General features: G+C 31.5%; 26 protein-coding genes and 1 pseudogene. 20 read left to right on the forward strand and 7 right to left on the reverse strand.

The window, feature by feature from the left end:
- The 5 genes and pseudogenes from AC1Q51_RS04150 to AC1Q51_RS04170 form a co-directional block, all read left to right on the forward strand.
- Positions 1 to 466 (forward strand): SpaA isopeptide-forming pilin-related protein (locus AC1Q51_RS04150; RefSeq protein WP_492331392.1); only part of this gene is annotated, 466 nt, incomplete at its 5' end.
- A 159-nt stretch (positions 467 to 625) separates the two neighbouring features.
- Positions 626 to 1,186, forward strand: a complete 561-nt coding sequence (locus AC1Q51_RS04155; RefSeq protein ID WP_025118314.1) for a class I SAM-dependent methyltransferase — start codon at positions 626 to 628, stop codon at positions 1,184 to 1,186.
- 248 nt (positions 1,187 to 1,434) lie between these two features.
- Positions 1,435 to 1,916, forward strand: a pseudogene (locus AC1Q51_RS04160) (SRPBCC family protein).
- A gap of 79 nt (positions 1,917 to 1,995) precedes the next feature.
- On the forward strand, positions 1,996 to 5,166 hold the full coding sequence (locus AC1Q51_RS04165; RefSeq protein ID WP_098235249.1) for an ATP-binding cassette domain-containing protein: 3,171 nt from the start codon (positions 1,996 to 1,998) through the stop codon (positions 5,164 to 5,166).
- 173 nt (positions 5,167 to 5,339) lie between these two features.
- Entirely contained in the window at positions 5,340 to 6,149 is an 810-nt protein-coding gene (locus AC1Q51_RS04170; RefSeq protein WP_090976665.1) for a MerR family transcriptional regulator, read from the forward strand.
- A 263-nt stretch (positions 6,150 to 6,412) separates the two neighbouring features.
- On the opposite strand, the gene AC1Q51_RS04175 is transcribed toward AC1Q51_RS04170, so the two are convergent.
- On the reverse strand, positions 6,413 to 7,129 hold the full coding sequence (locus AC1Q51_RS04175) for an SDR family oxidoreductase (RefSeq protein WP_090976667.1): 717 nt from the start codon (positions 7,127 to 7,129) through the stop codon (positions 6,413 to 6,415).
- Positions 7,130 to 7,478: 349 nt separating this feature from the next.
- Here AC1Q51_RS04175 and AC1Q51_RS04180 point away from each other — a divergent pair, with 349 nt between their 5' ends.
- The 4 genes from AC1Q51_RS04180 (at position 7,479) to AC1Q51_RS04195 (ending at position 10,654) form a co-directional block, all read left to right on the forward strand.
- Positions 7,479 to 7,817 (forward strand): winged helix-turn-helix transcriptional regulator, encoded by a 339-nt coding sequence (locus AC1Q51_RS04180; protein ID WP_029442367.1) that lies wholly within the window; start codon positions 7,479 to 7,481, stop codon positions 7,815 to 7,817.
- Between the two features lie 133 nt (positions 7,818 to 7,950).
- Positions 7,951 to 8,703 (forward strand): class I SAM-dependent methyltransferase, encoded by a 753-nt coding sequence (locus tag AC1Q51_RS04185; protein ID WP_090976669.1) that lies wholly within the window; start codon positions 7,951 to 7,953, stop codon positions 8,701 to 8,703.
- 287 nt (positions 8,704 to 8,990) lie between these two features.
- Positions 8,991 to 9,785, forward strand: coding sequence for a VOC family protein (locus AC1Q51_RS04190; protein ID WP_090976671.1), 795 nt, complete (start codon positions 8,991 to 8,993; stop codon positions 9,783 to 9,785).
- Between the two features lie 116 nt (positions 9,786 to 9,901).
- Positions 9,902 to 10,654, forward strand: a complete 753-nt coding sequence (locus tag AC1Q51_RS04195) for an aminoglycoside phosphotransferase family protein (protein WP_090976674.1) — start codon at positions 9,902 to 9,904, stop codon at positions 10,652 to 10,654.
- Between the two features lie 78 nt (positions 10,655 to 10,732).
- On the opposite strand, the gene AC1Q51_RS04200 is transcribed toward AC1Q51_RS04195, so the two are convergent.
- The gene (locus AC1Q51_RS04200; protein WP_090976675.1) at positions 10,733 to 11,680 is read right to left on the reverse strand and encodes a phosphotransferase enzyme family protein; all 948 of its coding nucleotides are present in this window, start codon (positions 11,678 to 11,680) and stop codon (positions 10,733 to 10,735) included.
- Between the two features lie 330 nt (positions 11,681 to 12,010).
- Here AC1Q51_RS04200 and AC1Q51_RS04205 point away from each other — a divergent pair, with 330 nt between their 5' ends.
- Complete coding sequence (locus tag AC1Q51_RS04205; protein WP_048564648.1) at positions 12,011 to 13,105, forward strand: helix-turn-helix domain-containing protein; 1,095 nt, start codon at positions 12,011 to 12,013, stop codon at positions 13,103 to 13,105.
- Between the two features lie 14 nt (positions 13,106 to 13,119).
- On the opposite strand, the gene AC1Q51_RS04210 is transcribed toward AC1Q51_RS04205, so the two are convergent.
- Positions 13,120 to 14,811 (reverse strand): M3 family oligoendopeptidase, encoded by a 1,692-nt coding sequence (locus tag AC1Q51_RS04210; protein ID WP_492331393.1) that lies wholly within the window; start codon positions 14,809 to 14,811, stop codon positions 13,120 to 13,122.
- Between the two features lie 170 nt (positions 14,812 to 14,981).
- On the opposite strand from AC1Q51_RS04210, the gene AC1Q51_RS04215 reads away from it, so the two are divergent.
- The 3 genes from AC1Q51_RS04215 to AC1Q51_RS04225 all read left to right on the forward strand — a co-directional run bounded on the left by AC1Q51_RS04215 (position 14,982) and on the right by AC1Q51_RS04225 (position 17,393).
- Positions 14,982 to 15,575, forward strand: a complete 594-nt coding sequence (locus AC1Q51_RS04215; RefSeq protein ID WP_001225391.1) for a DUF4030 domain-containing protein — start codon at positions 14,982 to 14,984, stop codon at positions 15,573 to 15,575.
- 70 nt (positions 15,576 to 15,645) lie between these two features.
- On the forward strand, positions 15,646 to 17,016 hold the full coding sequence (locus AC1Q51_RS04220; RefSeq protein WP_061660657.1) for an aminotransferase-like domain-containing protein: 1,371 nt from the start codon (positions 15,646 to 15,648) through the stop codon (positions 17,014 to 17,016).
- Positions 17,017 to 17,129: 113 nt separating this feature from the next.
- A complete protein-coding gene (locus tag AC1Q51_RS04225; RefSeq protein WP_225988574.1) occupies positions 17,130 to 17,393 on the forward strand; it encodes a carboxypeptidase regulatory-like domain-containing protein in 264 nt (87 codons plus the stop codon).
- Positions 17,394 to 17,503: 110 nt separating this feature from the next.
- Here the strand turns inward: AC1Q51_RS04225 and AC1Q51_RS04230 are convergent, their stop codons facing one another.
- Both AC1Q51_RS04230 and AC1Q51_RS04235 read right to left on the reverse strand, forming a co-directional pair.
- Positions 17,504 to 18,937 carry a 4-hydroxyphenylacetate 3-hydroxylase family protein gene (locus tag AC1Q51_RS04230; protein WP_097924129.1) on the reverse strand — a complete coding sequence of 478 codons (1,434 nt, stop codon included), beginning with the start codon at positions 18,935 to 18,937 and terminating at the stop codon, positions 17,504 to 17,506.
- A gap of 18 nt (positions 18,938 to 18,955) precedes the next feature.
- Positions 18,956 to 19,399 carry a cysteine dioxygenase gene (locus tag AC1Q51_RS04235; RefSeq protein WP_001176002.1) on the reverse strand — a complete coding sequence of 148 codons (444 nt, stop codon included), beginning with the start codon at positions 19,397 to 19,399 and terminating at the stop codon, positions 18,956 to 18,958.
- Between the two features lie 290 nt (positions 19,400 to 19,689).
- On the opposite strand from AC1Q51_RS04235, the gene AC1Q51_RS04240 reads away from it, so the two are divergent.
- The 6 genes from AC1Q51_RS04240 (at position 19,690) to AC1Q51_RS04265 (ending at position 24,251) form a co-directional block, all read left to right on the forward strand.
- Positions 19,690 to 19,890: a hypothetical protein gene (locus AC1Q51_RS04240; protein WP_000279697.1), complete on the forward strand. Its 201-nt coding sequence runs from the start codon at positions 19,690 to 19,692 to the stop codon at positions 19,888 to 19,890.
- Between the two features lie 160 nt (positions 19,891 to 20,050).
- Positions 20,051 to 20,977 (forward strand): zinc-dependent alcohol dehydrogenase, encoded by a 927-nt coding sequence (locus AC1Q51_RS04245; protein WP_305926169.1) that lies wholly within the window; start codon positions 20,051 to 20,053, stop codon positions 20,975 to 20,977.
- Positions 20,978 to 21,058: 81 nt separating this feature from the next.
- Positions 21,059 to 21,916 carry an NAD-dependent epimerase/dehydratase family protein gene (locus tag AC1Q51_RS04250; RefSeq protein WP_492331394.1) on the forward strand — a complete coding sequence of 286 codons (858 nt, stop codon included), beginning with the start codon at positions 21,059 to 21,061 and terminating at the stop codon, positions 21,914 to 21,916.
- A gap of 55 nt (positions 21,917 to 21,971) precedes the next feature.
- On the forward strand, positions 21,972 to 22,469 hold the full coding sequence (locus AC1Q51_RS04255; RefSeq protein WP_001021414.1) for a DUF421 domain-containing protein: 498 nt from the start codon (positions 21,972 to 21,974) through the stop codon (positions 22,467 to 22,469).
- Between the two features lie 256 nt (positions 22,470 to 22,725).
- On the forward strand, positions 22,726 to 23,355 hold the full coding sequence (locus AC1Q51_RS04260) for a class I SAM-dependent methyltransferase (protein WP_000397611.1): 630 nt from the start codon (positions 22,726 to 22,728) through the stop codon (positions 23,353 to 23,355).
- Between the two features lie 263 nt (positions 23,356 to 23,618).
- Positions 23,619 to 24,251 carry a type 1 glutamine amidotransferase family protein gene (locus AC1Q51_RS04265; RefSeq protein ID WP_061660663.1) on the forward strand — a complete coding sequence of 211 codons (633 nt, stop codon included), beginning with the start codon at positions 23,619 to 23,621 and terminating at the stop codon, positions 24,249 to 24,251.
- Positions 24,252 to 24,376: 125 nt separating this feature from the next.
- Here the strand turns inward: AC1Q51_RS04265 and AC1Q51_RS04270 are convergent, their stop codons facing one another.
- Positions 24,377 to 25,078: a class I SAM-dependent methyltransferase gene (locus AC1Q51_RS04270; protein ID WP_090976683.1), complete on the reverse strand. Its 702-nt coding sequence runs from the start codon at positions 25,076 to 25,078 to the stop codon at positions 24,377 to 24,379.
- The gene (locus AC1Q51_RS04275; protein ID WP_090976685.1) at positions 25,075 to 25,977 is read right to left on the reverse strand and encodes an SMP-30/gluconolactonase/LRE family protein; all 903 of its coding nucleotides are present in this window, start codon (positions 25,975 to 25,977) and stop codon (positions 25,075 to 25,077) included. Before AC1Q51_RS04275 ends, AC1Q51_RS04270 begins: the two co-directional genes overlap by 4 nt.
- A 141-nt stretch (positions 25,978 to 26,118) precedes the next feature.
- Between AC1Q51_RS04275 and AC1Q51_RS04280 the strand changes: the two genes are divergently transcribed.
- The gene (locus AC1Q51_RS04280; protein WP_000551042.1) at positions 26,119 to 26,289 is read left to right on the forward strand and encodes a DUF2197 domain-containing protein; all 171 of its coding nucleotides are present in this window, start codon (positions 26,119 to 26,121) and stop codon (positions 26,287 to 26,289) included.
- The last annotated feature ends 12 nt before the right edge of the window (positions 26,290 to 26,301 follow it).

Here is a 26,301-nt window from a genome sequence, read left to right on the forward strand (position 1 = left end):
AAAAGAAAAAATAACTGTAAAAGTAGAAAAAGATGCAGTAGTAGAAATTAAAATAGGAAATAAGAAATTACCAGATCCGACTGGACAATTTGAAATTGAGAAAGTTGATGATAAGGATATCAATTTAAAACTACAAGGCGCTATATTTCAAGTCTTAGATAAAGAGGGTAAAGAAGTGGCTAGATTAACAACGGATGAAAAAGGAAAGGTGATTTCCAGTCAATTAGTACTTGGAAAATATACGATAAAAGAAATAAAAGCGCCAAACGGATATATGTTACTTAGGGATCCAATAGAAATAGAAATTACAGAAGCAGTAAAGACACAAAAAATAACAGTGAAAAATGCGAAGAATAATTGGGTAATTCCTAATACTGGTGGGAGCGGAACAACAATTTTTTACGTAATTGGTATTATGCTAATGTTTGGTGTGCTATATTTCTGTAAGAAAAATCGTATATTATGAACTAATTTTATAGAGTTAGACAGATCGTTACGTTAGAGAGTTTTTAGGACATGAGTTCGGTATTGTACTGGACTCATGGTACTAAATTTGTTAAAGGAGGAAGGATAATAGTAAACATAGAATATATTAATGAATTAAAATATTTAAGAGGTGAACATGGTGGCAATAAAACAAGACGAAATTAAAGTAGTTGTCGGAGCTGGAGTGTTTAATAATAATCCAGGTTGGATTCAAACGCAAGAAGATGAACTTAACTTACTAGATAAAGCTACGTGGGAAGAAAGATTTGAATACAACTCTATTTCAGCTATTTTAGCTGAGCATGTATGGGAACACCTTACTTTTGAAGAAGGTGTAAGAGCAGCTGAAATTTGTTATGAATTTTTAAAACCATCTGGTCATATTCGGTGCGGAGTCCCTGATGCATTCTTTCAGGATGAGGTATATCAAAATATAGTTCAAATAGGGGGCCCCGGTCCGAAAGATCATCCAGCAGCAAGTCATAAAATCGTTCATAATTATATAACATTAACGAAAATGTTTGAAACTGCTGGATTCGAGGTAGTTTTACTTGAATATTGTGATGAAAATGGTCGGTTTTATTACAACGAATGGGATGCAAACGACGGTGTTATTTTCCGTTCGAAAAGGTATGATTCTAGAAATAAAGGCGATAAACTTGGTTTTCCATCGCTAATTGTCGATGCGATTAAGCGTTAATCATTAATCATTCCACAAAAACAGGAGTTAATCCTATTATTTCATAAGTCGCAAATGCGGCTTTTTTTATTTGTACGTAAATCTATATTTAATTTTCAATATTATTTAACTCGATTTAGAAAATATTTAAGTTTTTCTCAGCACCATTCACTTTAAATTAACACTTCGTTGTTATAAATATTTATTTTATATTTATATTCGTGTAAAATGAAGTGAGAACATACATTCTATATAAGGAGGCAATCAAAATGATAGCTGAAATTGGGAAACTAACTGATGGATATATTGTAAAATTTGAACGCGAATTTCCATATACGGTAGAGGAAGTTTGGTCTGTATTAACAGAAAACAGTAAGCTGAAAAAATGGATGTCCAATTTACAGATTGAAAGCCTTAAAACTGGTGGAATAATAAAGTTCGACATGATGGACGGTTCATTCATAAACATTGATATTTTAGAGTGTCAACTAAACTCAGTACTTGAATTTACTTGGGATAAAGACCGTGTCCGATTTGAAATACATAAAGAGGAGAATGGTACTCTTTTACTTCTTAAAGAGTACATTCATGAATTAACAGATCATACACCGAGAGATATAGCTGGTTGGCATATTTGTTTAAATCTTTTTTCTTACGTTTTAAAAGGAGAAGAGAAAGAATTTTCTAAAGATGAATGGCAACAATGGTTTGAAATATACAAGGATATAAGATTCATGAAGTGAGAGGATAATTGCATGATAGGTAATATTCATTATGTAATTATTATATTGTAAAAATGCTTTTGTGAATAAATAAGAATAGAGGTTAATATGAAAGTAAATCAATTAATTGCTAATAACATAAATAAATTAGATGCAACTATACCGTTTAATAAATCGTTTGGAATTGCTGGGTTATCTGGATCGGGTAAAACAACTTTTTGCCAAACAATTGGTGAAGAGTCAAAAAAACGATTAGTTTCTTTATTACCAAAGGCTGAATATCAATATTTATTTCCTAACATTATGGAAACAAATTTTAGTGCTATTAAGATGGAAGAAATGCCGTTAGTACTTTTTCTAGGAAAATCATCGATTTCGTCTAATCCGCGTTCAACGATTGGTACTCATACTGGTGTTTTTACAGAGGTTCGGGAAAAACTTGCTGAAGTATTTAATCTTTCTCCAGAGGTCTTTTCATTTAATAATCAATTAGGCTGGTGTACTGGTTGTAAAGGCCGTGGTACTACAAAAAATGTTGAGTGTAAAAAATGTAAGGGAAAACGTTATAGTGAAGAAATTGAACAACATGAAATTGATTTGTTGGACAAGCCACATTCAATCTCAAATATTAATGATTTAAGTATTGAATCTATTCTTTCACTAGCAAAAGAGTTAAATATTAGTGAAGAAAAACAGCATATACTGCAAAATATTATTAATATGAACATTGGTTATTTAACATTAAATCGAATTATGGGTACGTTATCAGGTGGAGAGTTAACACGACTTTATTTGGCCGAATTCATGGCAGTAAGTGAAAATGCTGTAATTATTATTGATGAGATTTCAGTTGGACTTGATCATGAAACTTTATTACAAATTTTAGAAGAGATTAAACGATTAGGGTGTAAAAATCAAATTTGGCTTATTGATCATTCAGATACAGTACTAGATACAACTGATGAGCAATTGTTCTTTGGACCTGGTAGCGGAAAATATGGCGGGAAAATTGTGGAAGAATCACCAAGACCAAAGTCAATACTGTGGGATCGAAATAAAGAAATACCAACAGAATATTATACATTCTATGATTTATATTGCCGTAATATCCAAATGGCTGAGTTTCAAATTCCTAAAAACAGGCTTGTAACAGTTACAGGAGAATCAGGATGTGGGAAATCTACACTTGTCAACGAATGTCTAGCTACAGATTTTTTGAAACGATATCCAAAAGATAAATTAGTTATGGTAGGACAAGACCGAAATCAATCAATTACAAGTCGATCAACTGTAGCAACTTTCCTAGATATTAAAAAGAAACTGACAAAGTATAGTGAAGACATTGATGATATTTTTGAGCGCTCGATTGAGGATATTATTGATGAACTTCCAAATGAAGATATCGCTTATAAACGTTTGAGCCTACTAATTAAATTAGGGCTTGGCTATTTAACATTAGAGAGAAAAACACAAACATTATCGACAGGTGAGTTTCAATGTGTTCATTTAGTTTCGGAATTATTTGCAAACACTAGAAATCCACATACATTATTTATTTTTGATGAGCCTTCAAAAGGTTTATCACAAAATATTTTAAATCAATTTATCGATAGTATTAGAGGTATTCTGCAAGATGAATCAGTTTCGATCATTATGATTGAGCATAATCGTTACATGTTAGAAAGCTCTGATTATATAGTTGATTTTGGAAAAAGGCAGAATGAATCTATAGAGCATTTGGATGTTGTCAATCATGAGGATTACTATCGTCAAAAAAGTAATGTGAATAGCACAGAGAAAATACACATCTCTTCAATGCTTAGGCAGAAAAAAGGGGTTCACTATTTAGAAGAAAATCATATTAACTATTTTAAAAATGCCGAAAATATTTATAAGGGCGGTATTTTAAAAAGTTTATCATCAATGGCTAGGTTAATTTATGGTGAATATGAATCTAATACAATCGCACCTGTTATTGCTATTGATCTTGAAAGACATTTATATAGTCAATATAGTTTCTTATATGAGATTGGTGGATTAATTAATCATATTGTAGCTGCTCATCCAATTAATAAAGATACGAGAAGTTTTGATTTCTATTCACAGGACAATCATTGTCCATCTTGTTCTGGACGTCTTCAAATTGAAGTTTTTGATAAAGATATTGCCATTCAAGATAAAAGTGTTCCATTTTGGGATGGGCTATTCGATCCAGAAATCATGAAGGTATTAAAATTTTATCAGCATGAAAAAATAGAATTTCTATTCGAAGAAATAAAAAATGAGCTTGGTCACGATTTGTCAAAGAGCTATAATGATATGTCAGAAGAAGAAAAGCATACGTTTTGGTACGGATATTTTGAAAAATCATTTTATGATAAAAAAGGAAAGACACGCAGAACATGGGTAGGGTTTAATACAATTATTGGTGGATATATTGTTATTTCAAAAGCACCTATTAAAGAAGAAATTAAGAGTTCAAAAAAAATGATGAAATGTCCAATTTGTGAGGGGACGGTTTTAAATCATCATAAACCACTTAAATTTGGTAACGTAGATATTCGTGAAATAATCAATCAGCCTATTAATAAAGTATTGAAAATAGTTGGTGATTTACCGGCACTTGTTAAATTGAAGTCTATTGTTGGTGGCGATATGGTATTGACGGAAGATGTTTCTTTATTGCCAAGAAAAGCACAAGTTGCATTGAAAATGTTTGAATTAGAACAAGCAAGCTTTTCAAACTATGAAATGGTGTTACAAAATGTCTTACCATTCTGGAGCGAAATAAAAGGAAATATCGAATCCATTAGTGTTAATAATCAGGTAACTGTTTGTGATTTCCCTAATGTTTATGAAACGAGAGAAACCATTATAGATAAGTATTTCACAAATGGTAAATATAAAAAACTTACGTATGTATACGAAGCGTTTGGATACAAAAAATTAGTTACCCAAATTAATAAAATTAAAAAAAGTAATCCATGTCCATTTTGTAAAGGTAAGAAAGTGATAACCGAAGATAATCTACATGATGGTGTCTTTAAACTAACAATTCCATGTGTAACTTGTAATGCAAGTGGTATTAATGACGAAGGGTTAAAAGAAGTTGTCGAGGGCGTGGATGTACAAACGTGGTTAACTGGAAAAGTAAGTGATGTTGTGAATGAAAGCTTATTAACAGAAGCTGTTGGACAAATACCCATTTTCAATCGCATACGTGAGTTGGATAAACGAGATATGATGGCGGTTTATGAATGTCTTGAGAAAAATAACTAGTGATGGATTTGTCAATTGCAGTAGTCATAAAAACAGGAATATAGGTTTTTAATTATATAAATATAACATGTTAAATTGTTATTTAAATCGTTAAAAATAGTTGACCCTCACATAATGTCATTGTTTATGATGAAGTTGAGCTTCAAAGTAGATGTAACTTATAGGAGGAAATCATGTTTAAAATAGGGGATTTTTCGAAACTATCTTCCATTAGTATACGTATGTTGAGACACTACGATAAAGTGGAATTATTACAACCAGTAAAAGTCGATGAGCAGAGTGGATATCGATTTTATTCAGCTGACCAATTAAAAAAGGTAAATCAAATTCAAACATTAAAAGCTATGGGGTTTAATATTGCTACCATCAAAGAAATAATAGAATGCGATAATATAGATAGCATAAAAGAGCGATTTTTAAATCGTAGTGCTCAAATTAAAGAAGACATGAATAACCTCCAAAAACAATTACGTCTCCTCGAAGACTCAATGAAAACGATGAGAGAGGATGTTGTTGAGATGAATTATCATGTTTCAATAAAAGAAATTCCAGAAAGAACTGTAGCTAGTGTTAGAAAGATTATTCCATCGTATAATTGCGAAGGTGATTTATGGAGTGTATTAATGCAAGAAATTCAAATGAAAAATATTAGTATTGCCCATCCGAGTTATAGTATTGCGGTTTTCCATGATCGTGAATACAAAGAAAATGATGTAGATATAGAAATACAGCTAAGTATTCTAGGTAAGCACGAAAATACAAAAGACGTTACATTTAAAAATATGAAATCAACCAATGTAGCTTCTATAATAGTTAATGGAAGTTATGAACAGATGACAGCTGTAAATGAGGCTGCGGCAAAATGGATTGAGACAGAAGGTTACAAATTAGCAGGCCCGATGTTTAATATTTATCATGTGAGCCCAGCGATGGAATCGGATCCTAATAAGTGGGTTACAGAAGTTTGTTATCCAGTTAAATAATGATAAAGAAAAAAGGCATTAATTATATGCCTTTTTTCTTTGGAAACTTATCCATAAATATCAAGACAAATTACTTCGAGATTCGATTCGTCAACTACTAGCACAATTTTATTTGCAAATGTACAAAATGAGCGGATTGTAATGAATCATCTAAAAACCAACCAGTTGGTACTAAAGTAATGTAATCATCTATTTGGAAATTTCAGCAATGTTTAAATGAGCAACAAAAGCCACCGTAATAAGGGGCTTTTGTCTTAAATAATTTAATGATATGTGTACCCTCCATCAGGAAACAATACATTACCCGTAGTAAAACTATTTTGCATTAAATATAGAACAGTATGTGCAATTTCATTATTATGGCCAGGCCTTTTTACAAGAGAAAGAGATTTATAAGATTCATAAGCAGCTAGTCTATTTTCGTTTTGTTCATTCTCTCTTTGTATTGTTCCAGGAGAAACAACATTAACTCTAATAGGAGCTAATTCTACAGCTAAAGCTTTCCCTAAACTTTCAATAGCACCATTGCAAGCTCCATAAGCAGGTGCCCCTTTAAGTGGTCTTTGACTAAATGCACCAGACATTAACACAATCGATCCAGAGTTTGAAAGAAAAGGAATTGCATATTTTACGGCATAATATTGAGGCCAAAACTTTCCGATGAAGCTACTTTCAGCAATTTCCTCTGTAGAGGTAATCGGTCCAAGTGTGTAAGAGGCTCCCGGTGTGAATAAATGATCAAAGTTCCCAACTATCTTGAAAAAATTTTGTAATTGCTCTTTATTTTGATTATCCAATATATAAGTTTGAAGATGATTGTTATTTATTACTTCTCGAGCAACTTTTAATTTTTCTTCCGAGCGTCCGGCAATAATAACATGTGCGCCTTGTTTAATTGCTTGTGTTGCTGTTGCTAATCCAATACCAGAACTCCCGCCAATGATAACAATACGACTATTTTCTAATGTAGTAATAGACATATTTTAGCCACTCCTTTAATAAAAAATTTAGAATATAACTGTGCTATGCTTTTATTATTCGCTAAAAGGGAGCAAGTGAAAAGTACGCACTTTATATGTACATAGTCGTAAATTTTGTACTAATCGCTATACATGCGGATAAGTAATTGGAAAAATCGCTAAATATGGTTTATCCCGCATTAACGGGCAGTAAAACTCTCACCTCAAAGTTAGGAAAATGTAAGGAAGTTAGGTAAGAGGTCAACTGCCCGTAAAAGCCCGATTGGTTCAACTAATAATCAGTGTGGGATGGACAAAACCCCCACTGATTAAAGTTTCACTTTATGATATCTGAGGAGAGGTGAGAAAAATGGATTTACAAGAACCGAAGTTAAAAGGAGTAATAGCAACATTACAAATAATCGGTGGGAAATGGAAGCCGCTCATTTTGTTTATTTTGCTAACAGATGGAACGAAGCGTTTTGGTGAATTAAAGCGATTAATACCAGATATATCTCAAGGGACGTTAGCAAAGCAATTACGTGAATTAGAGCAAGATCAACTAATAAAACGCGAAATTTATCAAGAAATACCACCTAAAGTAGAATATAGCTTAACTCAACATGGAAAAACAGTCAGTACTGTTTTGGATAGTATGTGTAGTTGGGGAAGAGGGCATTTAAAATATATAGATAAAGATAAACCATAAAAATGTTATGTAAACTTATTGTAGTGTGAAGGGAAATATTGTTTTAATAATTTGTATTTTATAATATATAATTAAGGAGTGTCGTAGGTTATTATACATATTTAATTTATTTTTACAAAGGGGAAGTAATAAGATGAACGAATTAGAGTATAAAAGCTTCTATGATAAAGTAGGAAGATTAAATGGATGGGATTTTAGCAAAATAAAATGTGAAACTGTAGGAGATACATGGGACTTTTATAGTGAGGTAAAAGAAAGGTGTAAACCATCACATATTTTACTTGATGTTGGTACAGGCGGAGGAGAAAATGTACTTAACATAGCATCATCAGCTAAATTGTTGATTGGAATTGATAATTCTAACGGCATGATTGAGACGGCACATTCTAACTTGAAAAAATCAGGTGTACAAAATGTTGAGTTTCTTCAAATGGGTTCTGAAGCTTTAACATTTCCACATGCACATTTTGATATTACTTCAAGTTGTCATGCCCCGTTTCTGGCATCTGAGTTAGCAAAAGTAATGAAAAAGGGTGCCTTTTTCTTAACACAACAAGTAAGTGAGAATGATAAATTAAACCTGAAAGAAGCATTTGGTAGAGGACAATGCTTAGGTGAACGGGATGGTACTTTAAAAGAAAAGTATATGAATGAACTTATTAGTGCAGGATTTGATCTCGTGCAAGTACGTGAATATGATGTTACTGATTATTACAGTAGGTCTGAAGATCTCATTTTCTTATTAAAACATACTCCTATTATTCCTAGATTTGGAGAACAGGAAGAGGATTTTACTATTTTACAAAAGTTCATTGATACGTATAGTTCTGAAAAAGGGATTCGTACTAATTCAAAAAGATTTATGATTATTGCTGTAAAACCTTAATGTATTTTATCGTAAAAGTTGCTTTTCATTTAAGGAAAGGCAGCTTTTTTATATGGAAACAATGCAGGGGAAATTTGAAAAAATAGAAATAAGTAAAGTGTTAATTAAAAACCGAAATATGGAGGATATTTGTTTTGAAACGTTAGTGTACTAGCAATAAAAGAAGCTAACATATTCATACTAAAGTTGTAGTTTCTATATGAAAAATCCATCCTTCCGTTTGATTTTATCTATTTATAAGTGTAATACAATACAAATAGATAATAAGAAATGAGGGGGAATGTAAAGTGATTACACATATATCAGATATAAAACTACAAACGGTTTCCATAGAAGGGGTAAAACAAGTTTATAAGGACATATTATCTTTTCCAATAAAAAAAGAAACAGCATCCTTCATTCAATTTGAAGTAACACCTTATACAACAATTAGTTTTCAAGAAGTGTATGAACCAATCGCACCTGCACATTTTGCTTTTGAAATCCCATATTCAAAATTCCATGAAACAGCAAAATGGTTAAAGGACTCTGGATTACTCATTGTAAAATGGCAAAATGGAAATGTAATTGGTGAAGAGAATGGTCTATTCAATTTATACTTTAAAGACGGAGATGGAAATCTACTCGAAATTATCGCACATAGTTATGTTAAAGAGGATGTATTAGTACCACACTCACCTTTAAACATTTTATACGTAAGGGAAATTGGTCTTCCTGTTAAAAGTGTACCTGTTTTTACGGAATGGTTAAAATCAAATCTAAATATGAAAACGATGGAAGATGGGGATATTTTTAACTTTGTTATAGGTGGCACTGCATATATCGTCGCGACTTGGTGGCAGCGACCTTGGATTCCAATTGCAATGAAAGCTCTATCACCGAAAGTACACGTTTCTTTAGGAACACCAGACGTCGCATTTTTACAGCGAATCCATAATAACTTTAAGAAAAATAGTGTACCATTTGAATGTAAACGTAATGAAGTATCATTTATTGAGCAAGGATATACATTTTCAATTGTGCATACATCAGAGTTTCATTCGGATATTCCTAAACAATTAAGCTTACCGCTTTCTATTTAAGGATGGAAAGCGGTAAGTTTTTTGTATATTCGTGAAGAAGGTTTTAGCTAGGATTATAGTGAATTTAAAGAGAAATATAAGGTGTTATTCTAATTTATGTTAAGGGGGGAAATAAAGTGGTTTTAGGTAATCTAATTGCAAAAGGGAATACAGCAGAAATTTATTTAACTGATGATAAGGTTGTAAAATTATTGAAAGATTACCTCCCAGATACAGAGTCTATGAATGAAGCAAAAAAACAAAAATATGCGTATTCATGTGGGTTGCCAGTTCCAAACGTATTTGAAGTGAAAAAGATACAAAATAGCCAGGCAATTATTATGGAACATGTAAAAGGGGACAACATTGGTGATCTTCTGCTTAATAATTTAAATGAGGCAGAGCGTTATATCAGCCTTTGTGTTAATGAGCAAAAAAAGATCCATGCTATACATGTGAATACAGATGAAATGGAGTTAATGAGGGAAAGGTTAGAGCGTCAAATTAAATCTGTGCATAAATTGGATGAACGCAAAAAGAAGGATATATTACAAAAATTAGATTTTATTACATTTGATTTTAGGCTATGTCATGGAGATTTTCATCCATTTAATTTGATTTTGAGTAAGGAAGAGAAAGTGAAAGTTATAGATTGGGTAGATGCTAGTTCAGGTGATATTCGCGCAGATGTATTTCGAACATACTTGTTGTACTCACAATCTTCGGTAGAATTAGCTGAGATGTATTTACATATATATTGCAGTCGTACCGGCATATCAAGAGATGAAGTTTTTCAATGGGCTCCTATTATTATTGCAGCTAGATTTTCTGAAAAAGTATCACCGCAAAATGAAGTGTATTTGAGAAGATTATTGAATCAGTATTTATAAGTCATAAAAAAGGTTGTCAGCTAATTAATAAATGCTGCTGTTTAACCAAAGTTTCCTTGCAGTTAAACAACAGCATTCTTAAATATTGATATAGGTATTCTTATTTTCGATCTTCATCCTATAAAGGTTCATAATCCGTACTTGTTCCTCCGTTAATTCTTCTTTATCCCAATACATATGCATTAAGCTATATTCAAAAATCTCCTTTAATTTAATAAATAACGGAAACTTGTCTTTCATCTCTTTTGGTAGCTCATTTTCCTCTTGGTAGCCTTCAAATAGTGCTTTTGTAATTGAATACTCATAGTCAACGATATTCCCATTTCCAGCAAATGAATATTCTATCGCACTATAAATAGGAACGGCTAAATCGAATATGTAAAAATGTTTTTCGCAGTCTTGAAAATCTATCATTGTTAAGTTTGAATTATTTTCGACTAAAATGTTTTCTAACCATAAATCTCCGTGAATTAAGCCGTAATTTGAAGAGGATTTTGGTAGCTCTTTTATGGAAGTTAAAACGTCAGATGCAATTTCTCTTATTGTATTTTCTTCTTTAGGGATATATTTAAGAAAATTATATTCTTCATTTTCATACCAATCGTTTATATGTTTTACTGGTTTAATCTTTTCAAAGCTTTTAGATATACGATGTAATTTTCCAATTTGTTTACCAAGTTTTTTAAATATATTAGAATTCCATTCAGACCTTGGTAAATGTATACCAGGAGCAGCTTTATATAATACAGCAAAAATCTCCTTGTCTAATGTGAATTTTTCTACAAAATTCCCTTGTAATGAAGGGATTATTGGTGGAACACCTAAACCATTTTGATATAAAAAATTCGTATATATAACTTCTTCTATCTGTTCTTCATATGTTTTGTAGTTTGTAATTCTACTGAAGTATGTACCTTGTTCTGTAAGACATTCATACATCTCATTTGTTATTGGCTTAATGTTAATAAAATTCAACGGATACTGTTCATTTATGAATTGAAGTATTTCTTTTTCTAGCTTGTTCATTGAAACGTCCTTTCCAAACCTTAATTTTTTAACTTGGGAATTAAAAGAATTTTATTTTATAAAATTCGTGTTTAATTTTTGAAATCCTTTAAAATGAAATATGATGTAAATTGACCTTTAATAATTAGTAAGGTGTTGCCAACATACTCATTAACGCTAAATTGAAAAATGAATAGAAGGTATGACAAAATAAGATAGATGAAAAAATAAAAATTAATACTTATATATAGATTATAAAGACTTTAGAGAAAGGCTCATGTTATAAAACACAAGAAATATCAAAAGAAAGAAACGCACTTCTCCTATACTTTTAAATAAGGAGTGAAGGAAATGAATGAACATATACAGCAGATGATTAATTGGATTGAGAGCAATTTAAAAAGGAGATTTTCTTTAGATGAATTATCTCGTTACATGGGGTATTCTCCTTATTATTGCTCTTTTAAATTTCATCAAGTAACGGGTTTCAGTATTAGACGTTATATTCTTCTTAGAAGGTTATATGTATCTACGGAAGATTTAAAGAATGGTAGGAAGATAATTGAGGTAGCGTTGGATTACGATTACTCTTCCCAAGAGGCTTATAGTAGAGCTTTCAAAAATGTTTTTGGAATGAATCCAAGAGAATACCAACTTAACAAAATGCCTATTCAATCATTTGTTAAACTAAATTTAAATAAAGAAGGGGCGTTTAAAATGAATATTTCTAGAAAAATAGAGGTTGAACAGTTACGAGATAGGAAGAGTGAGCTATTTGATAAAGAGGTACTTAACATATTAAATGGTCAAGTTATGTATGAAGAATTTAAAAACGAAAAGCTAATGGGTAATTCTGATTATGCCCCATTTAATGAGGCAATGTGTGTGAACTCGGCTACTACTCAAGTTTTTAATGAAGAGTTTATTAAAACAAGAGCGAAAGGACATAACAGTTCAGTAGAAAGTTATATAAAAAAGGTTATAGATCCGTTAGAAAACCTTTTTACGAAAAAGTATAAATGTATTGTTCTATGGTTTGGTGAAGATATGTTTTGCCAAATGAACCTACTTACCATACTTTCTCACCTTGAACAGTCTGCTTATGAAGGGAAGGTATACTTAAATAGCTTTAGAGAGGATGAATTTAAAGTAAATCAAATTGAACTTGAATTGGGGAATTATTCTTCTATATACAATGAAGTATTAGTAAACCATAAAAAGACCTCTCATAAAGTACCACCTGTAATGTATCAGGCTATAGACTTATTTTTAGAAATGTTAACAGAAGATAATGCAGTAATGAAATTCATCTCTAAAAATAAAGATTTATCAACTCGTGAGTTATTAATAAAGTTGTTTTATCTTTTTCCAACAATCGGATATGGGGATACTCAGTACATAGAGCTGATTAATAAAATAAAGAAGAAAGCTACACCAAAAATATAGGTGCAGCTTTCTTCTTATAATTGCTCAAGTAATTCTAATTCTTTTTCTACAAATAGCATTAGTTCTTTAATTGTTTCACCAGAAAAATCAAAACGAATACCGGCTGCATCATACACTTCTTTTATAGATTGCGAGCTTCCTAGTGATAATGCCTTTTTATAATTTTCTAGTGCTTGTTTAGGTTCCTCTTTATATTGTTTATACATTTGTAAAGCGCCAAGTTGGGCGATCGCATATTCAATATAATAAAATGGTACTTCAAAAATATGGAGTACAGGTAACCAACTCGTTGCTATCCAGTTTTCGTAACCATCAATATGTATGACGCTAGACTGATAATGTTTTTGAAGTTGTAAGTATTTTTCATTTCTTTCTTCAGAAGTATGAATTGGATTTTCATACAGCCAGTGTTGAAATTGATCGACAATAAGCATAACGGGTAAATATGAAATAACATCTTTAAAGAAGTTAATTTTTGCTTGTTTTAAATCTTTTTTGTCTGTATAGAAGGTATCCCAATAATTAAGCGAGAATAACTCCATTGTCATACTGGCTAGCTCAGCTGTTTCAGCTGGAATTTCTATATACTGTCGTAATTTTAATGGTTTTATGAGTTCGTTATGAATACTATGACCCATTTCATGTATAAAAGTGACAATATCATCTTGTCTATAATTTAAGTTCATAAAAATATAAGATAATTGTGAAGCTGGTAAGTACTCACAAAAGCCACCAGCTGCTTTTCCTTTGCGGCTTGTTAAATCAAGACAATTGTGTTTAGACATTCGGTTTAAAAGTGCTGAAAATTCAACATCTAGTTTATTAAAGATATGAGTGCTCTTTTTAATTAAATCATTTTCATTTGCAATTGGTTTAAGTACTTTTTGATCTGGAGTTACAGCTGATACATCCCATAGATGAAGCGTATCCACTTGCAGTTTCTCTTTTTTCTCTAGCAATATTTTATTTTTAAGAGGCACAACATACTTACGTATGGATTCAGCTAGTTCATAGCAGTCTTTCGCTGTATAATCAAAACGCTCGTATTTTTTGAACATATAATCACGATAATTATCTAGTTGAATATTTTTTGCCTTTTCGTGACGGATTACGATTAATTCATTTAAGATATTTTGTAATTTATCTTCGACAGATAGGAATTTTTCAGAAATGAGCGTTCTTGCCTTTCTTCGTATATCACGATTCGGATCTTGTAAGTAAGACTGTAGTTCAGTAATTGTTTTTTCTTCACCATCCCATACCACAGTTAAACCACCTGTAATTTCAAAGTACTCGGTTACCAGTTTGTCTTCGTTTACTTCTAAATCAATGTTCTTTTCACAGAATAATGTCTGTGCATTTTTTATTTTTTTATCAAGTAAGCTATACGTTTTTGGGTCAAGTTCCATTCGAAAAGGTGATTCTAAATATTTATTATCAAATGAATTTTGATAGCGTTTCAAAAGAGGCCTTACAAATTGTTGATCATATTCAAAAGTATCTTTTATTTCTTTATTATCGGTATTACATTGAAAGGCGATATAGTGTGATCTTAATTGTTCTTCGATGTCCCAAATTACTTTTGACTGCTCTTTTAACCAATTTTCAAGGTCTAGTTTTGAAGAAATCATTTTATTTAATAAAGTCGAAAGAGTTTTTTCCAATTGTAGTACATTACTAATATCAATCGTATTTACACGTTGCATTATATATCCCTCACTTTTTATTTATTCATGGAGATATTCTATTTATTAATTGTAATTTCCTTGTTAAGTGGGGAAAATGTGAAATAATGTTAAATTTAATAATTAAAGAAGGTATTTATATGTCAAAGTAAAAAGTTTATCGTAAATGAAAATGTTTGGAGGGGTGCTACATGAGAAAGGGAAAGAAGTTACTTGTACTTTTATTTCCATTTGCTTTATTATGTGCCTGTGAGAATGACATTGAAGATGCTAAAAGTGAAGATTCTATAGTGATGGATATTGCCACAGCAGCGGTAAAGGAGGAATCTTTTTTTAGTGCTGCTATAAGAGATGAAAAAGAAAGGATAGTAGATTTAGAGATTGCTGATAGCGAAGATAGTAACGAAATAAAAAATGATATTAATAAAAGATTGGTGATACAAGGTGTAACGTCTTATAAAATCAATATAACTCAAAGAAATAGAGAAGTTGTAAAGGCAGAGAGTAGATGGAATCAAGTTTTTGGACATATATTTGATGATGTATTCAGAAAAAATGGATATGAAGGGTTTGGTATTCAGCAAATAAATTATAAAAAGAATCAACCTGTTACCATTGATATAAAAACTAAGATTAGCGATGATGAAGTAGGGGCGAGAGAACTTGGACAGAAAATAGAAAAAGAAGTTGAAGTTGTACTTAAAACAGAAGCAGTAAAGAAATGGATTGAAAATGATTCATATGCTATTGGGATTTACGATATAGATGATCGGAAAATTAACTAATTGAGGAATGAATGCTATATGAATAGAAAACCGATGGAATCAAATATAGAATTGCTGAAGGAGGTGTAATATGTATAAGTATTTACATATTTTAAATGACATTGAAAATAAGATTCAAAATGGAGGTATAAAAGAAGGAAAGAAATTACCGTCTATACGGTCACTCGTTACGCAATATGAATGTAATAAGGCAACAGTTATACGTGCGCTTCATGAATTAGAAAAGCGTCACATTATATATTCTGTCCCTCAAAGTGGATACTACGTTGTTAAGAAATCTGGGAGTACCATAGAAAATAACGAGATAATTGATTTCGCTTCTTCAGCACCAGATCCAGATGTTTTCCCATATTTAGATTTTCAGCATTGCATTAATAAGGCTATTGATACTTATAAAAATGATTTGTTCGTATACGGAACACCGAAAGGGTTACCATCTTTAATTCCAGTCATTCAAAAACAGTTGGCAAATTATCAAGTGTTCACGAAAGAAGACAATATTTTTATAACATCAGGTGTGCAGCAGGCGCTTGCTATATTAACTTCTATACCATTTCCGAATGGAAATGAAACTGTATTAATTGAACAGCCAACATATCATCTATATATTGATTATCTAGAAATAAATAAAGTTCCTGTAATCGGTATTAAACGTACGAATGAAGGTATCGATTTGAATGAATTGGAGCAAATATTTCAAACTGGAAAAATAAAATTCTTTTATACGATACCGAGATATCATCATCCGCTTGGAACTTCTTATTCTAAAGATGAGAAAGAAAAAATCGCACTATTGGCTAAGAAATACAATGTATTTATAGTGGAAGATGATTATTTAGCAGATTTAGAAACTGATTCAAAAGCAGATCCGTTATATAGCTTGGATAATTGTAGTCATGTCATATATTTGAAAAGTTATTCGAAGATTATTTTTCCTGGTTTACGGGTTGGAGTTGCAGTCATCCCACCATCCATTGCAAATGCGTTCTATACATACAAAAAGATACTAGATATTGATAGTCCAATGATTTCTCAAGCGGCTTTAGAAATTTATATAAAGAGCGGTATGTTTGAACGTCATAAAAGTAAAATTAATTCTTCCTACTACAATAGATCAATAAAACTAGCAGAAACATTAGAAAAAGTGCAAAATGAAAATCCATCATTATTTACATATAATAGACAAAACACATTTGGAATACACACTTGTTTAGAAATGCAGAAAAACACAGTTACAGAAACACTTATACAAAAATTAGGTGACATTCAAATAAGTGTCGATACTATTGATAAGAATTATATGAGGAATTTTCCTAAAGAAAAACTGTTAAAGTTAAATGTTTCGAATGTAAAAGAAGATAAGATTGAAGAAGGTATTCGTAAAGTAATTGAGGAAATCAAGCAATTAAGACAGTTTAATTTTCAGTTTAGAAAAGAATAATTTGAATTAGGAGGTTCGTTGTGAGGCGCAAAATCATTCTCTTGTTTGTATGTAGCGCTATAGTGGCAGGTGCAATTGTTGTGATTACATAGTATAAAAAAGAGGATCAATGCATAGCAGTTGCTAAGTATTCAAGAGGTATTATCGTAGATCAAAATAACGAACCTATATTTAATGTGAAAATATATGAAGATTCAATTGAAAGTAAGGAACGCAGTATTTCAAATGTACAAGGTGAATTTGAAATACTAGATGGGGTTTGTGGTGAGATTGTTTTACAATTAGTTACTCCTGATAGAGAAATCTATACGAGAAAATATGATAGGAAGTATATACCAGAAGTAATAAAGCTGAATTATAAAAATAAAAGTGAATAAGATGAAACCATTACAGAGAAAAGTAGCAGTTGTGGCCGGAGCAATTATATATGTAATTGGATAATTATATATTTTTTAAGAGCACTCTTAGCAAAGAGTGCTCTTTTTCATCAATGTAAATATTTACTTATCATCTTTTTAAAGTGATTTTTATCATAATTTACATATTGCATAGCTGTATTTCGTATTGGATCTCCAGCATAAAATCTTTCATACAATTCGTGTCTAGATCCTAAGGGGCTTCCGATGGTATCCCAGGCTAACTTAAATAATTTTGTGCGTTGTTCGGCATCTATATTAGTTCCTTTAAAGTACTTTTTCAATAAATCAGCTATAGGACTCTGGAAGTCATTTGAGCTCGAAGGAAGTTGAATGAACCCACCTGCTCCAATTAATTGTAAAATTTCTATTGCACGGGGATAATATTTGGAACCAAGATTCCTTGCAGTTTCGATATATTTAAAATTCGGCAAATAAGTTTTCGTTTCATTTGTAGTACCTTCAACTTCAGCAGCAATTAAAAGTGCGCGAATTGTTTCGATTTGCATAATTAATTCCCCAAGCTTCTCTTGAACATGCAAATAAGTAGTAGCACCGATCGCTTCAGCAATTTCACAAGCAATTGCAGTTATAAATTCTAGTTTTACTACTAATCGTACAATTGCTTGATGATAAGCTAAACTACTAGAAGCTATATCTGACTTTAATTTCCATAATGCTTCAGGGTTGTTATACAGTAAGACACGTTCCCATGGTACAAATACATTATCAAAGATTAATAGTGCATCCATTTCATCGTACTGTGAGCTAAGAGGGGAATCAACTGTACTTGAGTTTGCATTCGCAAATGGTTCTCTACAAACCATATGTAATCCAGGGGAATTGGCTGCCACAATGAGAAAGTGAGCTAAATCTTTTTGAGTATCAGTCAGTTTTGCTAATGGATAGATTAATAAATCATTTGAATAAGGAGAAGCAGTACCTACCATTTTTGCACCATTTAAATAAATTCCATCAGAAGTTTCCTTCGTAACTCTTAGTAACCCTAAATTTTTTGCATTCAATATTGATTCTGTAGAACGATTTATTTGTGGGTCACGTTGAACTACACTTAAGAACAAGTGATTATCTCTCGCTTTTTCATAATAAGATGTAATTTTATCTGGAAACTGTGCATCGAATTTTTTATAAAAATATCTTGATACGTACCAGCCAGTAAGTCTCGATCTTGCATAATCAGATAATCTACTCATTACACCGTCTGTAGCATAACTCCACGTTTCAAATGCAGTTCTTCTCATTAATAATTTATTATAGGAATTCGGAACTAAAAATGCAGTATGAACAAATTCTTTCGTTTTTGGGCTCACATATCCAATAGAATCTCTTCGTATGGGGTCATCAAACAATGTAAATAAATTAGAAATGGTACTTAATGTACCTGCAAAATGTTTGTCTGTAGTTACATCTACTTTTTGTCCATAGAGCCAAACGTTACGACCATCTTGTAAGCTCTTTATATAGTAATCCTTCAAATTTTGCATATTTCCTCCTTTTAAAGGCTACTCATATATTTGTACATCTTTTAATGGTGGGGAATATACGTGAAATGTTATTGCTGTTGAATCTGTAGCGTTATACATTTTATGCACAGTATCTTTTTTTACTGTGAAAATATTTCCCTCTGTAAACTCTTCAATCCGCTCGCTATTATTTTCGTACGTTATATTTTGTAGCGTACCATTGACTATTAGTATACATCCTACAGATATTCCGTGATCGTGCACAAAAGTCTTTGCTTTGCTGGGGAATTTTAATACTAAAATCTCTACAAATTCAGACTGATAGATAACGTTCCTTCCGTATTCAAGATTAACTGGTGAAGTAATAAAAGGAGATATTTTATGAAGTGAAATATTTAATGATTGAATAGCGTGTATTAAATTGACCGTATCGTAGTTACATAGGTTATTAAACGTTTTTTGTATGTTATGAATCAATTGCATGTAAAACTTCCTCCTAAGCATGTACAGTAAAAGAAAACCTAATCTAATATTATATAGTGAGTATTGAATTACATAATATTGTATTGAAACATTTCCGAAAAGTGACTTCTTTTACTTAGGAAGTTTATTCAATTTGAAAATTGTGGTAATTTGTTCCGTTAAAATGATATGCTTGAACTATATATTTTTTATCCCGTTAAATCCCGACTGGTGAGGGCTGATAATCAGTGAAGGATGAACAAAACCCCCACTGATTAAAGTTTCACTTTATTGGAAAGGTGATGAAATAAATGGCAGTTCTTTTAGTGGAAAATCTATATCAAATGTCTATTGTTTTACTGATTTTATGTTCATTTTGTTTTTATAGATATTTAAAGAAAATAAAAAGGGAAAGAAAGCTTACAGGTTTTGAAATTACGATGTATATCGTGACACAACTTGCGTATTTCATTTGGGCGGCAACAACTTTTCTTAAAATGTTATCAGAATAGTAATTTTAAAGTATTAGACGCTGAACAGAAATGTACAGGAGCATTAAAGGTATAAACTTGGGCAAGGGTAATTTATCATCTATTAGGTAAATAAATTTAGTCGAAATCTAGATGGATAACAATATTACTTATAACATCTTTATAAAAAGAGAGGATATAAATGGAACAATATAAGTTAATTGTAAAAGGGCCTAAACAACTTGAGTGGGAAACAAATGAAATTAAGGACATACAGGACGATGAAATTATCGTTAAAACAATCGCAGGAGCGATAAGCATTGGGGCCGAGTTACCACAGTATAATGGATCCGATGTTACAGATACGAATCCTTTTTATCCAAGAAAAACTGGATATGAAAGTTATGGTGAAGTGATTCAAGTTGGTAATAAAGTAACACATGTAAACGTAGGCGATAAAGTAGTTTCTTTTTATGGACATGAAACGATAGGGATAGTTAAGGGTTATAAAGTAATTCGAGTGCCTAGTTCTATACAACCTAAAGTTGCTTTATTATCTATTCTTTCGTGTGATGCTGCTAAAGGAGTGTTGAAACTAAACCTGCGACAGGATGAAAAAGTACTTATAACTGGAATGGGAGTTATTGGTTTACTCGCTTTTTATTTCTTAAAATACTATGTAGGCGTTGAGCACGTGGATGTTGTTGAGCCTAATAAAAATAGAAAAGATTTTGCAAAGAAGTTTGGTGCGAAAAACATATATGATTCAGAAGAGAAAATAATAGAAACATATAATTATGGTTTTGAATGTTCTGCTACAAATAGTGGGTTCCATACTTTGCAAAAAGCTCTTAAAACTAATGGTGAAATATGTATACTGTCTGATGGTAATATAGAAGAACTAACATTAATTGCTAACTTTTATCAGAAAGAATTGCAAATCATTGGATCAAGTGACGGATACGATTATCAAAAGCATGCAGATTGGTTTTTTAAAGAAATAGGAAAAACACCATTTATAGAAGAGATCTTTCAACATGAAATACATTATACTTCACTCATAGAATGCTTTGATGAATTGAGTTTAGGGATAATTAAACCATTAAAAGTATATGTTTCATATGAATAACGAAAAAAATAAGCAAATATTTGTCACATACCTTACAAATGTTTCGTCACATTTATGATTACTAAATGAGGAGGACCATATATGAAAATATTTGTAGCAGGTGCAACTGGTGTAATAGGACGTTCTTTATTGCCAATGTTAATAAAAAATGGGCATACAGTTTTTGCGATGATCCGTAATACTTCGCAAGTAGAAGCAATGAAAAAGATTGGTGCCATACCAGTAATAGCTGATGTATTTAATAGAAAGGCTGTATTTTCTGTATTAGAAGAAACAAATCCCGATGTAGTTATTCATCAATTAACGTCATTGTCTTCATGGAATTTTGAGGATAATGCAAAAATTAGAACAAAAGGCACTCGTAACCTTGTCGATGCCGCTAAAAATGTAGGGGTACAGAAAATAATCGCTCAAAGTATTTCATGGGCGTATGAATCAGGGGATACATTTGCGACTGAAAAAGACTCACTACATATTACTGCTTCTATGCCTCGGCAAGTCACTGTTAATGGCATATTGAAATTAGAAAAAGCTGTTACTGAGTTACCTGAATCGGTTATACTTCGTTACGGCACATTATACGGACCAGGAACATGGTATGCGGAAAACGGATTAATAGCAAATCAAGTTCGTAATAATGAAATTATCGCATCAGACGGGATAAGCTCGTTTATACATGTTGAAGATGCTGCAAGAGCTACTATGCTAGTCCTTAATTGGCCTTCAGGAATCGTAAATATTGTAGATAATTATCCAGCAACTAGTAAAGAATGGTTACCAATATATGCAGCAGCGATAGGGGCACCTCAGCCTAAAGTTCAAGATGGGAAAAATAGTTGGGAAAGAGGAGCTTCCAATAATAAGGCACGTAAAGAGTATGGATGGACACCTTTATTTCCATCATGGTCTGAAGGATTTAACAACTTAATAGGTAAGTAAAACACACCTTTGATGGGAATGATAGTAAAATACACCATTAAAGGATTGGGTAGTTATGAATATAATTTTGGAAAGTATTATATTAACTTTTACTGGAATAATTGTTTTGAAAATGACAGGTAGTACATCTGTGAGCCAAATGACAAGAGCTGAAATCATTATAGTTGTATCAATTGGCCGTATTATTGTAGAACCTGTATTAAGTAGAAAAGTAGTCCCATCTATATTTGCGGCTATCATATTTGCAAGCATATTACTTATCATTCATTTCTTTGAATTGAAATCAAGGAAGGTGGAACAATTTTTAAATGGAAGTAGCATTATAATTGTTGAAAATGGAGAGATTGTAAAAGAGAATTTGATGCAGGCAAAAATGTCGGAACAACAACTTTATATGGAATTAAGAGAAAAAGGGATTCATGACGTAAAGAGTTTACAGCAAGTTACAGCGGAACCGAATGGTCGTATTGGTTATCAATTAATAAAAGAAGCACAACCAATAACTTTAGAAATGTTAGAAAAAGTATTAGATCGGTACAATATAAAAAGATAATTTCTCGTGAGAAAAAGCCAATACTATAACGGAAGTATTGGCTTTTTTATTTTTCTACAAACGTAAGGATTAATAAAATAGGGTGGATTTTAAACCAATCATTATAATAGATATAGGCTTATAATTGTGCTATATTCAATGGACTTATAGTGAATGTGGTAAAAAACTAATTTGGCATAGGTAGACGCAGCGTTAAAGTTTATAAGTTTTTAATGTGATACTAAAAATGGATTGAAAATAAGGAGATAGATACATAATGGAATTTTGGGAATCAAGTTTTATCGAAAAACAAACGATGTGGGGATTTGAACCTACAGAATCTGCAATTTTGACAAAAGATTTTTTTCTTGAAAAGAACGTTAAGAATATATTAGTTCCGGGTATTGGATATGGAAGAAATGCAAAGGTTTTTATCGATAATGGTATAAATGTAACAGGTATTGAAATTTCGAAAACAGCGATCGATTTAGCAAGAGAAAACGGACTAGAAGATGTTAGTATGTATCACGGTTCAGTAAACGAAATGCCTTTTGATAATAAACTGTATGATGGGATATTTAGTCATGCACTTCTTCATTTGTTGAATGAACAGGAAAGAGAGAAATTTATTGAAGATTGTTATAATCAGTTAAAACCAGGCGGATATATGGTTTTTACAACTGTTTCTAAAAAAGCTCCCATGTACGGAAAAGGAAAACAGTTGGATAAAGATTATTATGAGATAATGGAAGGTGTAAAAATGTTCTTTTATGATTCTGAATCTATAAAAAAAGATTTTAATCAATATAGATTAGTAAAAGTTTCGGAAATTGATGAACCAAATAAGAACATGGCAAATAAACCTTCAATCAATTTCTTAATGATAAAATGTAAGAAAGAACGATAACTAAAAGTTATTAAGAATGATTAAAGATGTTTATATATTGATTATGCACAAATAAAAAGGACAAGCATATAATATAAATACCTTTTAACTTTAAGTAACCTTAACTTTCGTTAATAGGGTATCTCAAAATCCCCAAAAGAGCACTTGCGGAAACAAGTGCTCTTTTATTTGGCATTTTAAACCATAAATATTGAATAAAATGTTAAACTGAAAAGAGCACTTGTTTTAATTAAGAGTGTAGTATATGAATGGAGTGTTATTGAATGCAAACAAGAAAAGCCTATCTATATGTATTTGACACGATGTCTGATTGGGAATACGGACATTTAATTGCTGAACTTAATACAGGGAGATATTTCAAAAAAGATGTAGCGCCTTTTAAAGTAGTTACAGTTGGAATAAATAGAGAAACGATTATTTCAATGGGGGGCTTGAATATAAAGCCGGATATTTCCCTAGATGAATGTATCCTTGAGAGTAACGATTTATTAATTTTACCTGGAGGGAATACTTGGAGTGAAGAAATACATAAACCTATTTTGAAAACAGTTGGTGAAGCTTTAAAACTTGGTACAATTGTAGCAGCAATTTGCGGTGCAACTATAGGTCTTGCAAATTACGGTTACTTGGATTCTATAAATCACACAAGTAATAGTTTAGAGTATATGAAAATGGTTTGTCCTACTTATAAAGGAGAAAATTTTTATGAAGTGGGACCTGTAGCGTCTAGTAGAAACCTTATTACTGCATCGGGTGTAGCGCCTCTAGAATTTGCCATGGAAGTACTGAAAAAATTAGATGTATTTGCGCCGGATACACTTCATTCATGGTATAAATTGAATGAGACTCATGAAGCAGAATATTTCTTCCAGTTAATGAATTCAATTAATAGCTGAGTAGTATGTCGAAAGAAAATTATATTTTAAATGATGCGAAAACTAATAACAAAATAATTTTATGAAAATAAAAGGTAAGGGTATTCCTATGAATATATGAGGAAATATCCTTACTTTTTATAGTATTATTTCCGAATGACAAATGTAATGGCATTTGTTTTTAATCGAATGTGTCTTTCATTACGAACTATATTATAAGCTAATTCTTTTATTTCAACTTTTACTTCTTTCCATCCTTTATAAATACTTTTTAATAGGCGTATCATTTCTTCAGTTAGGAGATTAATTTCAATTAAAGCCTCTAATTCTTCATTCGTTTTTAAATCAATTTCTTGTATGTTAGAGTTAATAATTAAACAATTAATACCACCGTTTTTTGTACCTCTTTTCATAGATTGGAGCACGTTTTTTAAATCTTCTTCTGATTTAACATGCTCTAAACTTGATACTGCAACGATATAGTCATAAGTATTAGTTCTAATATGATAGTTTTCAATTGCTGCTTGTTCTGTTTTTATAACCTCGAATACGTCATGTTCTTTGCTATAAATTTGTAGCTTTGTTAAAGCGGAATTAAGTAAATCAACACATGTAACAGTTCCGCTAGCATTTTTAATCTTTTGTGCAATTGGAATGCTATTTCTACCGACGCCAGAGCCAAGGTCAAGCACTTGTAATTTGTTTTTCTCTTCAAAGTAGTCCATTAAATCTATAACTGTTTTAACCGGCTTGTGAAGCCAAGATCCAGTTTCAAATAGTTTATATTGTTCATAGCAAAGATCGTGATAGTTCTTTTCTTCTTGTCTTATGTAATCGATACGGTTCATATTGTTTCAGCTCCAATATTTTTATTACAAAATGAATAGGTGGGGCAGCCTTTAACATTTGTTTGAATTCGAAAAATACCACCAGCATGTGGATACTCTTTTAATTCGTCATCCGTCATTCTTGTTCTGGCTGTTGTAACATATAAATCAGTTAAGTTAGGTCCACCAAATGTACATGATGTTACATATAACGCAGGAATTGGAATACTTAATATTTGTTCTCCAGTAGAGGGATTCCATCTAGTTATTTTTGAACCTCCCCAATGTGCAATCCATAAACAACCTTCTTCGTCAATTGTCATACCATCAGGTAGACCATCATTTTCAGAGAAAATGATTACATCACTTGGATTATGAATGTCTCCAGTACGTATATTATATTGATAGCGAACCACTTTTTTAGTAGGTGTATCTATAAAGTAAAGGGATGTATGATCAGGTGACCAAGCGATTCCGTTTGAAGTATTTACATGTGAAACTTTTTTCTCTACACTCAAATTATTATGTAAACAATATAAGGAACCTGCAGCATTCATACCGTATGTATCTGTAGTACCTGCCCAGAAACGACCAGCTGGATCACATTTTCCATCATTAAAACGATTTTCTATTAAATGAGGTTCGGGGTCAAAAATATGTGTCAGTTTTTCGGTATTTACATTAATAGAATAAAAGCCTTTTTCCATAGCTAAGAGTAGTACATCCTCTAAATATGGAACAACACAGCCAATTTGTTGATTGAGAGCGATTACTCGGTTCGTATTGGTAGTAGGATTATATATGCATAATTTTTTCTCCATAATATCAACCCAATATAAAAGTTGCTTTTTTTCATTCCAACATGGTCCTTCAGCTAAACTTGCTTTAACATTTAAAACTAAGTCTATATTACTGAACAAGATGTTCACCTCGCGTTATAAGATATTAATATAATTCGATAAGAATAGAGGTAAACCTTTTAGTCAGAGGATATTATGATTTGTGCTCTAGAAAACTAATCTTCTCAAGTGATTAAAAGGTTTATAAACACGGAGAGGAAAATGCATATGATGTTTTATGAGATTGTTTGCTTTTCTTGTAAGAATATATTTCGTGTTTACGAAGGTAGTGAAAAATATAAGCGATTTAAAGAGAAACCAAAAGGGGCATATTGTTGTGATGAGTGTAGCCACAAAATTCAATTAGAAGCGATAAAGAATTTTTTTAGATAATTTTACGATTTC

Source organism: Bacillus sp. MT94 (genome assembly GCF_058792475.1).

Excerpts from the sequence above, each read along its gene's own strand:
- AC1Q51_RS04165 (WP_098235249.1), top strand. The coding sequence starts at position 1,996 with ATGAAAGTAAATCAATTAATTGCTAATAACATAAATAAATTAGATGCA.
- AC1Q51_RS04170 (WP_090976665.1), top strand. The coding sequence starts at position 5,340 with ATGTTTAAAATAGGGGATTTTTCGAAACTATCTTCCATTAGTATACGT.
- AC1Q51_RS04175 (WP_090976667.1), bottom strand. The coding sequence starts at position 7,129 with ATGTCTATTACTACATTAGAAAATAGTCGTATTGTTATCATTGGCGGG.
- AC1Q51_RS04180 (WP_029442367.1), top strand. The coding sequence starts at position 7,479 with ATGGATTTACAAGAACCGAAGTTAAAAGGAGTAATAGCAACATTACAA.
- AC1Q51_RS04185 (WP_090976669.1), top strand. The coding sequence starts at position 7,951 with ATGAACGAATTAGAGTATAAAAGCTTCTATGATAAAGTAGGAAGATTA.
- AC1Q51_RS04200 (WP_090976675.1), bottom strand. The coding sequence starts at position 11,680 with ATGAACAAGCTAGAAAAAGAAATACTTCAATTCATAAATGAACAGTAT.
- AC1Q51_RS04205 (WP_048564648.1), top strand. The coding sequence starts at position 12,011 with ATGAATGAACATATACAGCAGATGATTAATTGGATTGAGAGCAATTTA.
- AC1Q51_RS04210 (WP_492331393.1), bottom strand. The coding sequence starts at position 14,811 with ATGCAACGTGTAAATACGATTGATATTAGTAATGTACTACAATTGGAA.
- AC1Q51_RS04215 (WP_001225391.1), top strand. The coding sequence starts at position 14,982 with ATGAGAAAGGGAAAGAAGTTACTTGTACTTTTATTTCCATTTGCTTTA.
- AC1Q51_RS04220 (WP_061660657.1), top strand. The coding sequence starts at position 15,646 with ATGTATAAGTATTTACATATTTTAAATGACATTGAAAATAAGATTCAA.
- AC1Q51_RS04230 (WP_097924129.1), bottom strand. The coding sequence starts at position 18,937 with ATGCAAAATTTGAAGGATTACTATATAAAGAGCTTACAAGATGGTCGT.
- AC1Q51_RS04235 (WP_001176002.1), bottom strand. The coding sequence starts at position 19,399 with ATGCAATTGATTCATAACATACAAAAAACGTTTAATAACCTATGTAAC.
- AC1Q51_RS04240 (WP_000279697.1), top strand. The coding sequence starts at position 19,690 with ATGGCAGTTCTTTTAGTGGAAAATCTATATCAAATGTCTATTGTTTTA.
- AC1Q51_RS04245 (WP_305926169.1), top strand. The coding sequence starts at position 20,051 with ATGGAACAATATAAGTTAATTGTAAAAGGGCCTAAACAACTTGAGTGG.
- AC1Q51_RS04250 (WP_492331394.1), top strand. The coding sequence starts at position 21,059 with ATGAAAATATTTGTAGCAGGTGCAACTGGTGTAATAGGACGTTCTTTA.
- AC1Q51_RS04255 (WP_001021414.1), top strand. The coding sequence starts at position 21,972 with ATGAATATAATTTTGGAAAGTATTATATTAACTTTTACTGGAATAATT.
- AC1Q51_RS04260 (WP_000397611.1), top strand. The coding sequence starts at position 22,726 with ATGGAATTTTGGGAATCAAGTTTTATCGAAAAACAAACGATGTGGGGA.
- AC1Q51_RS04265 (WP_061660663.1), top strand. The coding sequence starts at position 23,619 with ATGCAAACAAGAAAAGCCTATCTATATGTATTTGACACGATGTCTGAT.
- AC1Q51_RS04270 (WP_090976683.1), bottom strand. The coding sequence starts at position 25,078 with ATGAACCGTATCGATTACATAAGACAAGAAGAAAAGAACTATCACGAT.
- AC1Q51_RS04280 (WP_000551042.1), top strand. The coding sequence starts at position 26,119 with ATGCATATGATGTTTTATGAGATTGTTTGCTTTTCTTGTAAGAATATA.